The organism is Pseudoalteromonas ulvae UL12 (genome assembly GCF_014925405.1).
Classification (GTDB): Bacteria; Pseudomonadota; Gammaproteobacteria; order Enterobacterales; family Alteromonadaceae; genus Pseudoalteromonas; species Pseudoalteromonas ulvae.
The window spans coordinates 114,057-130,489 of record NZ_AQHJ01000035.1; the positions used below are offsets into that span (position 1 = coordinate 114,057).

Annotated in this window: 10 protein-coding genes; 6 read left to right on the forward strand and 4 right to left on the reverse strand. The window is 40.6% G+C overall.

Annotated features, from left to right (window positions below; translation table 11 throughout):
* Positions 1-33: 33 nt before the first annotated feature.
* From PULV_RS18610 to PULV_RS18625, 4 genes are all read right to left on the reverse strand, one after another.
* A complete protein-coding gene (locus PULV_RS18610; protein WP_086743288.1) occupies positions 34-1,317 on the reverse strand; it encodes an FAD-dependent oxidoreductase in 1,284 nt (427 codons plus the stop codon).
* 384 nt (positions 1,318-1,701) lie between these two features.
* Positions 1,702-3,090: an MATE family efflux transporter gene (locus PULV_RS18615; protein WP_086743287.1), complete on the reverse strand. Its 1,389-nt coding sequence runs from the start codon at positions 3,088-3,090 to the stop codon at positions 1,702-1,704.
* A gap of 525 nt (positions 3,091-3,615) precedes the next feature.
* The gene (locus PULV_RS18620) at positions 3,616-5,268 is read right to left on the reverse strand and encodes a sensor domain-containing diguanylate cyclase (protein ID WP_086743286.1); all 1,653 of its coding nucleotides are present in this window, start codon (positions 5,266-5,268) and stop codon (positions 3,616-3,618) included.
* A 499-nt stretch (positions 5,269-5,767) separates the two neighbouring features.
* On the reverse strand, positions 5,768-7,819 hold the full coding sequence (locus tag PULV_RS18625) for a TonB-dependent receptor plug domain-containing protein (RefSeq protein ID WP_193332717.1): 2,052 nt from the start codon (positions 7,817-7,819) through the stop codon (positions 5,768-5,770).
* A gap of 139 nt (positions 7,820-7,958) precedes the next feature.
* On the opposite strand from PULV_RS18625, the gene PULV_RS18630 reads away from it, so the two are divergent.
* The 6 genes from PULV_RS18630 (at position 7,959) to PULV_RS18655 (ending at position 16,393) form a co-directional block, all read left to right on the forward strand.
* Positions 7,959-8,867 (forward strand): LytTR family DNA-binding domain-containing protein, encoded by a 909-nt coding sequence (locus PULV_RS18630; protein ID WP_193332718.1) that lies wholly within the window; start codon positions 7,959-7,961, stop codon positions 8,865-8,867.
* Between the two features lie 624 nt (positions 8,868-9,491).
* Positions 9,492-10,355 carry a hypothetical protein gene (locus tag PULV_RS18635; protein WP_193332719.1) on the forward strand — a complete coding sequence of 288 codons (864 nt, stop codon included), beginning with the start codon at positions 9,492-9,494 and terminating at the stop codon, positions 10,353-10,355.
* 449 nt (positions 10,356-10,804) lie between these two features.
* On the forward strand, positions 10,805-12,337 hold the full coding sequence (locus PULV_RS18640) for a cytochrome-c peroxidase (protein ID WP_193332720.1): 1,533 nt from the start codon (positions 10,805-10,807) through the stop codon (positions 12,335-12,337).
* A gap of 1 nt (position 12,338) precedes the next feature.
* Complete coding sequence (locus tag PULV_RS18645; protein ID WP_193332721.1) at positions 12,339-13,865, forward strand: ATP-binding protein; 1,527 nt, start codon at positions 12,339-12,341, stop codon at positions 13,863-13,865.
* Between the two features lie 5 nt (positions 13,866-13,870).
* Positions 13,871-14,563, forward strand: a complete 693-nt coding sequence (locus PULV_RS18650) for a response regulator (protein ID WP_086743282.1) — start codon at positions 13,871-13,873, stop codon at positions 14,561-14,563.
* Positions 14,564-14,791: 228 nt separating this feature from the next.
* Positions 14,792-16,393: a methyl-accepting chemotaxis protein gene (locus PULV_RS18655; RefSeq protein WP_086743281.1), complete on the forward strand. Its 1,602-nt coding sequence runs from the start codon at positions 14,792-14,794 to the stop codon at positions 16,391-16,393.
* The last annotated feature ends 40 nt before the right edge of the window (positions 16,394-16,433 follow it).

Genomic DNA, 16,433 nt, shown 5'->3' on the forward strand with positions numbered 1-16,433 from the left:
ATTTCCTATATTGATCATTGCTTGATATTTTTATTAAAGGTTATCTGTTTGATGCTCTTCTTCAGCCTCAATGCGTTTGAGCAACTTAAGTGCTGCGCTTTTTCCTGCCATCACACCGCCTTCCATCCAGCCACAGTGGGGGGTATAAGCATCCGAGGCTGAGATGATTTGACTTTTCTTATGGACAAAACTAAGTGGGTGACTAGGGCTACATTCTTTTGAAAACTCAACGCCATGAATCCAATATTTATGTGTTTGTTCAATCGGATCGGGTATTTGATCTACATCGCATTGAATGGCATCAGCCATAAGTTCTTTGACTGTTTTCAAATAATGGGCTTCACCATGTTGACTCGTTTCTTGCCAGAAATTAGCGAAATCACTATCTGTGTAAAAAAAGATATAGCGATTATCTTTAAAGTAGAGTTTTCTGATCGGGTTATTGGTAATAATCACATGATCTGTCAAAGATAAGTTTTGCCACCAAGGGTTATCATAAAAAAGAAAACCTTTAAAAAGTGGGATTGAGCCATAGGTATAATGCGTCCAATCTTGTGGAAAATTACAATTGAGTCTGCTCATGGCTGAAGGAGGTAATGTGACGATCATGTCCCCTTGAGTGATGCGCACAATATCGTCATTACTGTTTTTTAAGGTTAAGGCAGGTGTTTTTGCATGGTTATCAATTGTTATGAGTTCATAATCGAAATGAAATTCAACACCTAATTCGACTGCACGGTCATATAATATTTGTGGAAGTGTGCAAAACCCTTCTTTTAGGTTGCGCCAGGTATAGCCTGCATTGTCAGAAAAACCTTGGATCTCTGGGTGTTTTTCTATTATGTCGTATGCAATGTTAGGGGTAATAAAGGGAAGTGATAAAGAGTCATATCCAAGCGCGTTAATGATGTCCTTACTTTTATCTTCACCTAAATAAGCAGTTAGAAAGTTTAAGAATGAGTCATTTTTATGCTCATCACACATAGGCTTTAATTTGTTTAAGATTTCTTTTAACTGACTATGCAGCTCTTGTGGCCTAGTCAATTGGGTAAAGGGAAAACTTTCATTTTCAATATTAAAGTGTGCAACCAGTTCATTAATATTTTTATGAAGCTGTGGTGAAAACCGGCCAGCGCCAAGATCAATAAATTGTTCTTGAATTTTTATTGCATGGGCTCTGCCACCAACACGTTTTTTATGCTCAAAAACACGAATTGTTTTTTTGCTACCTAAATGAAAATTAGCGAGCGTCAGTGCACACATAATTCCCGACACTCCAGCCCCTACAATGGATATAATATTTTCTTGATTCGACATCTGTCATATTCCCTGAAAGATAATAAATGGCCTAACGTTCACTCGTCACACCCAAAATAGGTACTTGTGTAAACGAATGTAAATTACCATATGTTCCTCAAATAGGGAATAGCGAATAGGTATTTAGTCTTAGTTGTGTATTTTGAAGTGGGTATTTTTTTATAATTATTAAAAAAGATCGTTATAAAAACAGGTTTTTTTAAAGAGAGTTCTTTGACGTTCACTTATCGGGACTTGATAATTATCAGTTTGCAACTCTCTGTTTTTTTGGTCTTTTTTATGCTTTGTTATTGTTGTAGATAAAAAACCAATAACGTAATTTCACTCATTAAATAGTTTGATCCATTACGTTATTGTTATTAATCATCGAATATGAATATTTTATTAATTTTCGTGTTTGATTAATCTATTGAGGTGAATAAGAGAATAAGTGAATGCAAACAATCCACCGCTGATATCAGCGATAGGAAATGCAAACCACAATCCTGTGGGCCCAATCAGGCTGGGTAAAAAGTACATGAGTGGTAAAAGTAAAACATACGTTCTTGCTGCATCTAATAAGGTAGCAGGCAATGCTTTTCCTAAGCCTTGAAATAATCCGCTGGACATCATACAAAAGCTCGCTGTTATGAAGCCTGAAAAGCAAATAGGTGCAAAGCTCGCTCCGAGATTTATGATGTTCGTATCACTTGTAAACATCGCTAATAATATATCTGAATAGAAACACAGTATGATTGAAACCACGATCCCCCAAGTTGCACTTATGGCAATGGCAACAAGGTAGGCTTGTTTGACTCTTTGATATTTTTTTGCGCCGTAGTTATAGCCAGATAAGGTTTGTAACGCGACCATCATGCCTATAATAGGTAAAAATAAAAACATGAAACACCTGACTAATATGCCATGAGCTGCGATTAACGGCTCTGATACATCCAGATAGACGGTCGAAATTGAATAAACGGTCACAGCTAGGGTAATAGAAAAACCACCATGAGAAAGTAAAACAGGTAAACCAAGACTTAAAATTTTAAAGTGGAGTTTTATTGGGCTAATCAAGTGATTGAATGAAAACGAAACAGCACTTTCTCCTTTTTTTTGTAACCCAATAGCCATCATTAGACCTAAACTTACCGCAATGATTGTGGCCCAAGCTGCACCGGCAACACCCCATTCAAATACAAATATAAAAAGTGCATCTAAAATGATGTTTAAAATTGAAGCAGTCGAAAGCACTTGCATCATCGCTTTTGGATTGCCTGATGCCCTAAACCCTTCTGTCAGTTGATTACTAATAAAGCCTATTATCCAAAAAATGATGATTGGCGTAATGTAACTACTCGCTTGGTCGCGCAATGTTAATGGGACAGCGAGTAATTCATAGATATGATCTAAAGCTAAAAAGGTGAAAAGGCAAAATATAAATGCACAAATGATTGATAATAAAAATGAAGTTGAAAATACAATATCAGCATCGAGTTGCCTTTTTGCGCCAAGGTAACGTGCAACCAGTGAAGCCATGCCACTGCCGAGCATGGTACTGATTGAAATTAAAAACATTTGAATAGGAAAGACGGCTGACACCGCAGCCATCGCATTGGCGCCGATGCCTTGGGATATAAATAATGCATCTACAAAGCTGTACATACCGTTTATTAGCATGCCTAAAATAGCTGGTAATGCTAGAAATCCGAATTGTTTGAAAATAGAGCTGGTTATTAAAGGCGAGTGTGTATCTTCTGGTGATACTTCTAACTCGAGTGTATTTGTGGTCACGCCCTGTACCTAATATGAGTAATTTTAGTTAGTGTACTCATAAAATTTTATTGTGTAAAATTCAAAATCGCTCAATATACACATCAGTTCGCGATTCGTTTGTTAAAGGGTATAGGTATGGGCCAAAAAGTCTAATGGGTTCGCCCATTGGAAAGTTTCGGTCAAGTAGACAGCTGTGTTTTCTTGTTAAGCCAAACTCTTGCCAATAGGTATTACTCATCTTTATTGTCGGGTATTGGTCTAGGGTATGGCTTTAATAAAACGGTTGCAATCTCTCTCGACCTTGAAAAAACTGAAATAGCAGATATATCAACTCAAAGCCTCGGATTAACTGTTTTTTTGCGGTTTTAATGTAAACGCAAAAAATTAGACACAACCAGACAGATCCGATTTGTAAGCGGAGTCTGTCTGGATATTTCAATCTGCGCGGATTTATCCCAACACCTCACTTTTCGAGATGTGTTATTTAATGTTTTCATTTAAAATCAGATGGATACTCTTAACATCAAATATCTCAGGCCATTGTTAGCTTGGCGCTAATTTCTGTTTTTTTTGTTGATACATCTTTTTATCGGCGATTGATAAACAGTCAGAAGGGCTTTGGCCATCCTCGTTGCTAACGATACCAAAACTTATCCCCGCTTCTTGCCATGTCTGTTTAATCTGTGCGTTTACTTTGTTGAGGGATTCAGAATAGGTTTGTTTTAGTTGATTAATATTGTCGGTTGATTCATCTGTAATAATACAAATGAATTCATCGCCACCCACACGAAAAACCTTACCGAAAGGGGTCACTGATTTTTCGATAAGTTTGGCGCCAGATCGAATTAATTTATCACCTTCGTTATGCCCAAACTTGTCATTGATTATTTTTAACCCATCAAAATCTAAATAAATAAAAATGTATTGTTTGCAAAGATGACTGATTGTGTCATCGAGTGCATAGCGATTGCCTAGCTGGGTTAATGGATCGATGCGTGACATATAAAAGTGATGGTTGTATTCATTTTGTTTTAATTTAAACCATTCAGAGAGTGACAAAACGATGCAAATACAATCAATTGATAGCGCCATGACCACCATTAGCTCTGGGTACTCCAGCTGACCAAATTGTTTACTGTGTGAGGCCATATAATAAATTAATGAGGCGCTATAGAGCAGGTTGCCGACGAGGAAATATTTAGCCCGAAAATCATTTTCTTTTAGCATGTAAATACCAACAAACAAGGTTAATGCTATCCAAGTCATGGCTAAGAGGTGAGAGCTGTAAAACGCCAACTTAAATGGTAAAAACAACATGGTTACACCTAAGAAAAGACCAACAAGCGTAACCGTATTTAATGTTTGGCATAACTTTTTGAATTTCGACTTACACTGAAATAAATCAGCCACAAACTGACTTGCGCAGGCTATCGCAAAAGGAAAGATATAAATAGCGCTGTAGCTTAAATTGACCTCGGGGGAAATCGAAAAATCTTCTACTAAACCTGCGGCCATTGCCCAACCGATACCATGTAAACCCACATAACCTGCACAGGTAATGGCGATCCGTTCACCAGTGCGGGTATAGATTAAAAAGGTGAGAACGCTTAATAACAACATGGTGCTAATTGCTGCCAAAGAGATGGAATTATTTATGCTTTGGAAACGGTAAAAGCTCAATTCATCATAAATTGTTAAAGAAAGCGGGCTTGCAAAATGTTTGGCTGAAATATATAGCCAGAGTGTGCCACTTTCAGCAGGCTTGAATTGTAATGGAACAGACTGAAAATGAAGCAACTGAGGTGTGAGTGTGGCGGTTGGCTGCGAAAAATCCCTTACTTTTATTGCATCGTGATTTATCGGTTGCCAATAAGCCAACCCTAAATCAACGAAATTAGCATTGGGTACCAAAAACCAGGTTTTTCGATCATGGTTGTTTATTGCCAATTTGGTGATAAACACGCCAGACTGACCAACAAGGGTTGCAGATGGTTGTGATGAACTTTGCCAAATCTGTAGCGGATTATGAAAATCATTGCGAGTGTCTGGTACTTTTCGCCACAAATATTCATCTTTAATAAAAAGTGAGGACTGATTTTTGAGCTCTAAAGAGTGATTTGCTAATAATTGCGAAGAAAAAAGCATGAATAAAAATGGGACTAGCAATTGATACACTGACAAGTATTTAGCGTTCAAATTGCATACCTTTATTTAACCTTTGAGCATAAAACAAACAACTTCATTTTAAACATGCCTTTATCACATACCTTATGGATAATGGTAGTCATCAGATATGTTATTGCCAAAGCGGGGGTATAAAAATACCCCATTATTTTCTAAATTTTATCTGCATTCAGTGTGGTGCTTTTAGTTTCGCGAGTTTCTTTTTGTCGCTTACGTGCAAATATGACTATTTTGGCTTGCTCACTTTCATAGCAAGTTATTGATTTTATTAATAGCTATAATGCTCGTTACTCTAGGTTAATTCTTTACATGCTTTATTAAAGCGACCAAAGTCAATTTGTGTTTTTATTTAACTAAAGGTGAATTTTCGCACCTATTGAGGCCATGACTAAGTGCATAGTCATTGTTTAATTGAGCTAAAAAATAGCATCATCTGGTTTTTAGAATAAAAAGGTCAAGAAAACACTGCGGCCTGCTTGAGCGGAATGTTCTCTGGGTGACCCTTTTACTTTTAAAAGTTTAACGAGATACCGATTGAAGGCAGCGGCATGTCAGGAAATTGGTAATCTTTTTCAAAATCAGTGTAATCTACGTTGTATTCAAGTTCTTGCACTGTTTTTGAACCGTAGACGTTAAGTATTTCGATATAAATCGTTGAATCGAGGCCAAATAATTGGGTTTGATAATCTGCTCGTATATCAAGCCTGTGATAGTTCCCCCACTGTTCAGCATTAAACTCGCCGTATTTTGGGATATAAAACAGTGGTTGATTACCCGTTTCAATGTAGGGGGTCGCAGATTGCACCTGAGTATAACGTCGCCCGCTTTGAAAACGCCATTTGGCACCCAATTGCCAATTTTCGCTCCATTTATAATCCAGCACTAAGTTTGCAACCCAAGGTAAATCAAACTCGGAGTTAAACTGCTGATTGGTTAATGGGTTATCCCGCTCTGTTTTGCTGTAGGCTATGCTTGCCCAGCCATACCAATCTTCAGTTAACTGCTTATTGAGCAGCAACTCTATCCCGTATGATTTTCCACTGGCGACATCATCAAACGTTGGGATCCCCGTCACATGTTGTGTTAAGCGTCGCTTTTGTGCCTCCGGGTTAGCAACGATTAAATTATCGAGCGTTTTGTAAAATAGCTCCGTTTTTAATCCGAGTCCTTTGCCAAGGTTTGAATCTAAGCTCAAGGTATAATGAGTCGATTCACTGGCTTCAAGTGTGGATTCGCCATATTGAGGGATTAAATATTGGTAATCATCAATAAACGTATGGTGGACACCGTAGTTAAGGCTTAATTTTTGTGTATCTGTCACATCAAAGCCAATGCGTACTCTGGGCTCTAAATAATGTTGTGAATTGTTATCTGTTCCGACGTACGCGAGGCCAAAATTGTAATCCCAGCTAGCTGAAATGTTCCCAATGAGCGATACATAAGCATGATAATCGTTCACGCTAAGTGAGCCTTGTTGTGAAAATGTAGGGCTAAAATAGCTGGGTGGGCACACTTCAAACTCAGTATTACAGGGCAACAACCGGCCACTACTTAGGTAATCAACATCACTTTGCTTAAGTTGAATACCAAAATCAAGCGTGAACGAATCTGCAATATATTGATTATCTGATCGTACAATTAATTTGCTGATATCTGCATCCCATCGAAAGATATCACCTTCTCGTTCTTGCTGATTTTGCGTTAACACGTTAACACTGGTCATTGACTCGAGGTCATCACCGCTGTATTGCCAACTGATTGCTTGGCTATGAAAATAACTTTGGTAACGTTCGCCAGACGCCAAATCAGGGTTTTTACCAATGTCTCGGCCATCTTCATCAAATTCAATTTCAATGTAATCTTTTGCTCCACTTGCCGTCACCCTGATCACATTCTTGTTATCAATATCCCAGATTAATTTCGCTTGATAATCACGGTTACGCGGAGGCACAGAAAATGAAAAATCTTCGTCTTCGATAAAGTTATCAACGTAGGTGTGTACTAAGCTCTCTCTAAATGAAATGTAAAACGCGGCATCTTGCGAAATCGCTTGTTCGTATAAAAAGCCGCTGCGAAAAAAGCTCAAATCAACCACATTAGTTGGTGTGTCAGGGTTAGGATCTCGTAATTGCGTTAATATGACCCCGCCATTTGCATTGGCATATTTGCTTGACCATGCACCTGTTTTTAACTCAAAGCTTTCAATGAGATGTGGGTTATAAATGCTTAAACCATCGTTGTGAAAAATATACCCCATTTCTAACCCATCTGTTAGGTAAAGGTTGTCGTTAGTAGAACTGCCGCGAATCGCTGGTTGTGCAACTGGGCCACCGGTATTGGGGGTTGCTAAAACAACCCCTGGAAGCGCTTCTAAGCCTTTGAGTGGATCGTTACCAGTACCCGGAAGAGTCAATAATTTATTCGAACTAATTTTAATACCGTCAGGCTGGGGAGCGACCACGGTAATACTTTCAATCTCGTTTTTACTGTTATCTGTTTGAGCCCAAGATGGTGCGCATATTGCGCTTACAATCACTGCGATTATCGATTTAGAAAATGTCATTTTAGCATCCTTTATATGCGTTATTTCATAACAATAATTTACGGATGAAATGAATTCTGGTCTAATTAACACATTGATTTATGTATGAATGGGCAGTTTTTTGTATGAATGGGCAGTTTCAGATTGGTTCTATCAGTCCATGGCGCTACTTCCTGTGTATTGCTTTTTTTTAGCGTGTATTTTGAGTGTCACAGATGATGACAAGGTACTGCCTTTTTGGTTAAATTTTATTGTTTGGCAAGGGCAGGTTTTCTTAGCGCTTGGTTTTTTTATTGCGACACATACGTTAATGAGAGGGGTACTCAGCAAACAAAATAACCTCGTTAAGCTGGTGATTAGCGCATTTATTGCAGTGACACTTTATGTACCAATCTCACTACTTTTTGATGTGTATATAGAGCAAGAAACAAATTACAGCGTTGCCGCCTTAATTGATGAGTGGCAAAACATGGTTCCCCCTGCACTGATATCATGGATTGCGATTAATTTACCTTGGGTGTTTGGGTTTAAAATTGAGTCGAGCACAAAACAACCTGAAGTGATACAACAACAAAACACGCCAAATACGACTATCGTGATGCAGCAGCCTGAAACAATAGGGTCACATCAAGAAAAACACCGCGCCAATACTGATGAAATGACACAACCACTGGCCACCGATTTAATAAATGACGATGCCATTAACCTATCAACAGATGAAGGCACACAAAGCCGAGCCCAACAATTTTTACAATTGGCAAACATAAGCGCCATTTCTGAGCTTATCTACCTGAAAGCTGAATTACATTATCTCAAAGTGGTGATGGTGTCAGGAAATCACTTAATTTTATATAACCTCAAAGATGCGATAGACGATATTCGCTCACTTTCGCCAGAGCTTGCAGGTGGACAGACTCACCGAAGCTATTGGGTAAACACAACGCATATTCAATCCTTGGAAAAAAAGAACAGGGAAGGGGCATTGAAAATGTCGAATCAAGAGTTCGTGCCAGTCAGTCGCGCGCAAATGAGCAAAGCCAGATCGTGGCTTGAAAAACCCAAAAACTAAACCTGTTTAAAAGCCTGGCTTGTTTTCAAATTAGCCATAGTGTTTAGTTTAATAATTGCTTTGTGAATGAGCATTGTTGTCGAGCTGGCGACAGCAGCCAAAGAGGGGCTGGCGCTGACCCCTCTTTGGACTCACCCAGCGTACCCTCAATCAAACTGATCTTCAAAAATATATTTGATGTGAACATAACCGGCATGGTTCGGCTCGCTAATACCTTCTTGTACGCTTTGTAGTTCGGCCGTCCAAGGCCTCTCGTTTAAAGCGGTGTTTTTCACCCATGCCTCAGTATGGCTAGCTCGACTTCCTGTCGCGACAGAGTTTATTTGTGATTTTTACAATCAACGGTTTATAAATAGAAGTTATTCAGTCCATCACTAACCTTGATGCTGAGTTTGTACTTTTTAATACACACTATTTAAAATCAATGAGATATTGATGAGCTTCATGCTTTCCCTCAAAAAAATAAACTAAAACATAGGTTTAAAATATCAACTCGAAACTGACGAAACGATTGAATCAAAATAGGAACTCAGTTATAGTTCGTTGTTTAATAAGAACAAATTAAAAACGAGTAAATCTACAGGCTCGTTAGTGTAGTCGTTACAATAAAATATGGGGTAGTAAATGAAGTTTAAGGCATTAGTATTAGGTATAATTTCTATTGGAATGTCTGCGTGTGTTTCAATACCTCAAAGCACAATACCAGATAAAGAATTGATATCTAATAATGAATTAAAAATAAATAATAAAATATTGGATAAAAAAATAGTTCCTACGCATTCGTATCCAGTTGCAGATACAGGCTTTCAGCTAGTGCAAACTAAAGGAGGAAGCGTTTTCTTAGGTCCAATTCTTGGTTCAATGAATATATCGAAGAATTCTAAAGAAATGGCTAGTAAAAGTGAGTCAGACTTTTTCAATATTGTTCCATACGATCTATCAAAAATCGCTCTTTTAGATAATGGGTATAAAGAGAGGTCAAGCGCTAGGCTGGAAGTAACACCATTTTCCTTTCTGCAAAAGTGTGATGACAACTCTTATCGCTTATCTTTGGTATACCACGTAGAAGATAAAAAAAGTAAATGGTTTGGAAGATACACTTATCATATTGAAAAGCCAATAAAAATAAAAGAATTCCCTTCAGCTTTAAATAGTAAATACTATCAACAAGAGTTTACTTTAGGTGCTGACAAACTAGCGAAAATAATGAAACGTGATTTTTCCGGGGAGTTACCAATGGACGGAAAAAAGTATAACGTTGGTAGTTTAAATTTAGTTGGTGAAAAAATGGGTGGAATGGGCATATATACTCAGCCAGAAGAGTTGTTTTTTGCAAATGTACCTGTTATTGAAGAAACAGACTCATCTGTAATACTACGAATACAAGGGCATTTGCAAGCAGATCCTGCGTTTGGGGGGCTGGCTTTTGGTGTGCACTATTTTAAAAAATCGCTCCTTCATAAATTTGAGCTAACAGATAAATCTTAACTTAAAATATAATTACACATATGAACCAAACTCTGGTCAATAGACATTACTCATATTTTTGGCCGCGCAAGCGGTCAAAGTCAAATTAATCAACAAATTCAACAAATTCATCTTCTCCGTCTACTTAGTCTGTCGGTTAGCAGTAAAATCGTCGTGCTTTTTTAATAACAGCATACAAACACATATAGGGGCTTTTTTAGTACGATCTTATCGCTGCCTGACGCTTTTCTTTCTTTTGAAATATCAGAGGCATTACCACTGAATAAATTTCGGGCTTATATCATGCTGCGCACCACCTAAAACTTTAAAACCTGTTAATCGCAGTTTAAGCATCTCAGAGCGTGAATAGCCTGACTTCGATAATTTATTTTGTGTTTTTTGTATGTGGTGCACATTATTTGCACATTTGTGGTTCATCTTCAGGGTAAGGTTACTGTTGGAGAACGACGATGAGCATGATGAATCAACTTGGTATGGTAGGGTTAGTGTCTACTTTACTGATCAGTGGGCACAGTGTAGGTAAAGAGAGCCACACGGCAACCAAGCCACCCCCTCCCGTTTTAGCGCCGCCGCCCCCTTTGCTGAGTCAGCTTGACGTTCAGCTGGATGAGGTTATTCGCAATTTTGGGCTCACAGGTGTGGTAGTAGAGGCGCAGCAACAACCGGATATTCACGATCCGCTGGCGCAATTGGGCATGAAACTATTTTTCACCAAAGGGTTAGGGGGCGAACAATCTGTTGCGTGTGCCAGTTGTCATCACCCTAGTTTAGGCGGTGCAGATGGCTTATCGCTTGCGGTAGGGGTGAATGCTGAGCGAGAAAATGTAATTGGCCCAGGGCGGGTTCCCGCTGACAATGTAATTGATATCCCAAGAAACTCACCGACTATTTTTAATACTGGTTTGGCTAATAACGCTTTGTTTTGGGATGGTCGCATTCAGCGCGTGAATGCTGTGCAACCTGATGGTTCTATCATTGAAGGTGTCAGTACCCCGGATTCTGGCTTTGGGGTGATTGATAACGCCGTGCCGAATAACTTAGTCGATGCATTGGCTCGTTTTCCGGTGACATCCACAGAAGAAATGCGTGGCGAAGGATTTGTCACAGCGACCAATAACCGTGAAATACGCCATCATATTGCCCAGCGCATTGGTGATTATGGTGATGAAGAAGGCAATTTGGCGACCAATGACTGGCTTGAGGAGTTTAGAGCTGCTTTTAATTCAACAGAGGATGCCTCGTCGCTGATCACCTTTGACAGTATTGCGATGGCCCTTGGGGTGTATCAGCAATCAGTGACCTTGGTAGATACCAATTGGCATCGTTATGTGCGAGGTGATAAACGTTCGCTCAGTGATGAGCAAAAGCGTGGTGCGATTTTATTTTTTACACCACAAGATCAGGGCGGTGCAGGGTGTGTGGGGTGTCACAGTGGTGAACGTTTTACCAATGAAGGATTTTTCAATTTGGCGTTTCCACAGTTAGGTCCAGGTAAGCTCTCTGATCACAGCGATCCGGGGCGTGGTGCTGTAACAGGCGATCCGCGCGAGCAATTTGCGTTTAAAATACCTAGTTTAATTAATGTTTCGTTAAGTGCGCCTTATGGCCATGCGGGGGCGTATCAAAATTTGGCTGAGGTGGTGCGTCATTATGTGAACCCAGCCGCGAGTGTTGCTGGCTTTTTTGACCGAGGTGGTGCGTGTGGATTACGTCAGTTTGAGCGCTTTGCTGATTGTGAATCGTTGAATCAAGGAGCGGCTGAGCACAGTGAACTTGCGCTGCAGTTATTAGGGCAATCACCGTTTCAGGCGGCGCGACTCAATGGTGCTGAGCAGCAAGACTTAGTGGCCTTTTTGTTGTCATTGACCGATAATTGCGCGAAAGAGAGTCAGTGCATGGCAAAATTTATGCCTAGTAATCAACATACTAATCCTGATAATTTAAGATTAATCGCAACCGATAGACGAGGCAAACCACTTTAAGATGTTCAACTCGATTCGTGCCAAATTATTAATGATGATTTTAATCGCCAATACGCTGGTCGTATTGGCGATTTTTGTCGCCAATCAACTTGCGTTTGAAAAGAGTTTTAGTCAATACGTGGCAGATACGACTCGGTTATCCCTGACTCCTGTGATTGAGGCGATGGTGACAGAAATAAAACGCCAGCCTCATTTTGATTGGCTACGACCGAATAATGCGGCCTTTCAAGATATCGTTGCGATTTATCGGTTACGGGATGACGCCTTTGCTGCACCGAAATCGGCACCGACTCCCCGATTGCAGCGACCTCCTCCACGTGAAGAGGGCCTGCGGCCACCACCGCACATGCAGGGTGACAGGCAGCGTCCTCGGTTATCTGGACAACCGCCCTCGAATCGACCTAACCTTGGTGAAGATGCACAGCGGTTGATGTTTAAATCCGCCTCGGGCGAGCTGATTTTAGGCGCCCCGTCTATGGCTAAAGCTGCGCTGTGGTTAGCGTTAAAGTCAGGAGATGATGCACCGAGTACGGCAGGAACTGGCGAATTATTGGGCTACTTAGGTATTGAAAATGGTTCGCGCATGAATGCAAAATTTGATGCGTTATTTGCACAGCAACAGTCCCGTCAGTTTAGTTATATCGCGGTGATCGTATTAGTGCTGTCTTTTGTCATGGCCTTGCCGTTTAGTCGGTTTTTAGTGAAGCCAATTTTAATTTTGCGAGCCAAAGCGCGTGATTTAGCCAATGGTCATTATGATTTTCAGTTAACCGCTAAAAACAGCGATGAAATTGGTGAATTAGTCAAAGACATCAATCGTTTGGCGCAAACACTTAATGCTAATCGCCGTTCGCAACGCCAGTGGATAGCCGATATCTCCCATGAATTACGCACGCCCATTGCGGTGATCCGCGCTGAACTTGAAGGCATGATGGATGGCATTATTGCCCTCGATGCTGCTGCGATCGCCTCTTTGCATGAAGAAATGGCACGATTAACGCGGTTAGTCGATGATTTACATCAGCTTTCTTTGGCTGACAAAGGCGCGTTAACCTATACCTTTAAGTCGGTCAACTTGTTGACTTTGCTCAATAAAGTGCTTGCCAAACATCAAGGTGGACTCACTAAACAAGGATTTGCAGTAACGCCATTAACAGGGGCTGGCAGCAATATTCAAGGGGATCCTGAGCGCCTGATGCAATTGTTTGATAATTTGATGCAAAATACATTGCGTTATACTGACTCAACCCCCGCCTCGCCCGGCCAGCTTGCAATCAGCGTGCATGAAAGCTCACAAAGTATCACAGTGCTGTGGCAAGACAGTGCCCCGACAGTGGCGGCAGAAAAGTTGCCACAATTGTTTGAGCGTTTATACCGCATTGAGGACGACCGAAACCGTGCAACAGGCGGTTCTGGGTTAGGGTTGGCGATTTGTCGCAGTATTGTCTGCGCACATCAAGGTCGTATTCAGGCCGAGCCAAGTGATTTGGGTGGTGTGACAATTAAGGTAGAGTTTGCAAAGGAGTAGGTCTAGTGCAATCGCGTATTTTGATTATTGAAGATGAAGTGAAACTAGCTGATATTTTAGCTAAATACTTAATGCAAAGTGACTATGTTGTTGAGGTGGTCCATGATGGCGCGGATGCCATGGCCATGTTTGAACGCTTTAAACCCGATCTCATTCTACTGGATTTGATGTTGCCTCATGTTGATGGAATCGCGATTTGTCAGCAAGTGAGGGCTCACTCAATCGTTCCCATCGTGATGACTACAGCAAAAGTTGAAGAAGTCGACCGGTTATTGGGCCTTGAAATAGGCGCTGACGATTATATTTGCAAACCTTATAGTCCCCGAGAAGTGGTGGCTCGGGTCAAAGCATTACTGCGCAGAGTGGCATTTATGCAATCGAGTGATATCAGCATACAACAAAGGGCTGGGTTATCGTTAGATGAGCATACACTGAGCGCGTGTTATGGCGATCACAAAGTGAGTTTTACCGCCGTTGAGTTTCAGTTGTTTTATAAGCTGTTTTCACAGCCGGGGCGAATTTATAACCGTGAACAGCTGATGGATAGCATTTACGATGATGCGCGTATCGTCAGTGATCGCACCATCGATAGCCATATCAAAAAAGTGCGTAAGAAATTGGCTGCTATTGCCCCAAACGCAGAGTGTATTCACTCAATTTATGGCGTGGGTTATAAGTTTGAACAGACTGCGGTGTAATGTGCACATTCTGAACGCCGCGACCAATCTTGTTTGTCTTACGTCATGCCAGGATTTTGTCTCAATTTAAGTGCTTAACCTTTTTTATTTGGCAGCCCCTAATGTGTATATGCCGCAAATTGAAATTAAATGTCTATCAATTAGGTCTAATTGATTCAGTAGACTAAGCTTTTGCTCAGCTATTCCTTATTTTTATTCATCAACAATGTACCGACAGCAAGGAAAATTATGGCTTTTTCATTCAAATCGATTCGCATAAAAATATTCCTCGGCTATGCCGCTATTCTTCTGACAACACTCGTAGCTGCACTCTTTTTAAGTCAAAACAATGCATCTATTGAACAAAAAGTAGAAGGGTTTATTGGTCAATCGTTGCCAACATTGCGGGTGATTAATTCGCTGCAAAGTACTTCAAAAGACTTAGTCTTGATAGGGTTTTCGTTATATGGCACCACGCTTTCAGCCAATGAGTTTTCGCAACAGCGAGAGGCGCTAGAGCAACAATTAAATGCCCAATATAAGCAGCTTCAAGAGCTTGTATCACAGCAGCGGACTATTAAAACAGATAAGCTTAAGAGTGATTTGGACCGTTTATTTGCTGTAATGAATCGCCAAAGCGTTGATTGGGATAAAGCCAGAGATGAGCTCAATAACCTGAACAACTCGGCTAAAAAATTATCAGAACAGTTAAGTCAATTATCAGATAGCACTACGGCCCAAGCGGGTATTTCATCGAGTAATATTCAGGCAGACTTGAGCAATAATATGACGCTCGTTTACACACTTGTATCATTGATGATCGCAGTGGCCATTATTGCCTTTATTTTTGCCAAAAAACAAATTGCAGATCCAATTAATTCATTATCAAAGCAGTTGACGCTCTTGTCGAACAATCATGATTTAACCCAGCAACTTGATAATAATAGTTCATCCGAAATTAACAATGTGGCAGGCAGTGTCAATGAGTTATTAACTGTGTTTCGTTCGGGGTTAATTAAGGTGCACTCGGCCATTGAAACAATCGAACAAGCCATTTCGCAACTCACTGTGAGCAGAACCGCATCGAGTGAATCTGTCAACCATTTGCAAAGTACTATTGACTCACTTGCAACTGTGATGACTTCACTCGAGCATCATATCGAGCACAGTGTGCAGCAATCTGAAATGGCGGCGGAGTCAGCGCAAAGTGGTGCACAAACTATGGTTGCCGGTAAAACCAGCGTGGTCAAAACCGCTGACAGCATTGCGAGCTTAGCCAGCGATATGGAAACCACTTCAGACATGCTTCAGTCGCTCCAATCGGCGGGAGATCAAGTATCAGGGGTGGTTAATACCATTACTGATATTGCATCACAAACGAACTTGCTGGCACTCAATGCTGCAATTGAAGCAGCAAGAGCAGGTGAATCGGGTCGAGGTTTTGCAGTTGTGGCTGATGAAGTAAGAACTTTAGCGGTACGGACCCATCAAGCGACGATGGAAATTAATACTATGTTAGAAAAAATCGTCGAGTCCATTCAACAAGCTGTTGTAAACATGGCTTCGAATCGCGAAAAAGCCAAGCAATCGGTTGATTTAGTGGCGGAATTAGTCGATACCCTCGAAGAGGGGCGGCAAACGATTTTATCTTTGGCTCAAGTCAGTAAAGATGTGGCGAGCTTAGCTTCAGATTCACAGCAACAAGCGAGCATTGTAAAACAACAAGTAATCGACTTTAAGCAGTTGGGTGACACGGTTTCTGAGGGTAATCAACAGATTTTAGCTGCCAATATTTTACTGACAGATCAAGCGACTGTGTTAGCTCAAACCGTTAAACAATTTAAAACCTAACAACCCACTTATCCATTGACTGGCATCAGTAAGTGATGGT

Coding starts and splice junctions, on each gene's coding strand:
- PULV_RS18655 (WP_086743281.1), top strand. CDS start 14,792: ATGGCTTTTTCATTCAAATCGATTCGCATAAAAATATTCCTCGGCTAT.
- PULV_RS18610 (WP_086743288.1), bottom strand. CDS start 1,317: ATGTCGAATCAAGAAAATATTATATCCATTGTAGGGGCTGGAGTGTCG.
- PULV_RS18630 (WP_193332718.1), top strand. CDS start 7,959: ATGGCGCTACTTCCTGTGTATTGCTTTTTTTTAGCGTGTATTTTGAGT.
- PULV_RS18640 (WP_193332720.1), top strand. CDS start 10,805: ATGAGCATGATGAATCAACTTGGTATGGTAGGGTTAGTGTCTACTTTA.
- PULV_RS18625 (WP_193332717.1), bottom strand. CDS start 7,819: ATGACATTTTCTAAATCGATAATCGCAGTGATTGTAAGCGCAATATGC.
- PULV_RS18635 (WP_193332719.1), top strand. CDS start 9,492: ATGAAGTTTAAGGCATTAGTATTAGGTATAATTTCTATTGGAATGTCT.
- PULV_RS18645 (WP_193332721.1), top strand. CDS start 12,339: ATGTTCAACTCGATTCGTGCCAAATTATTAATGATGATTTTAATCGCC.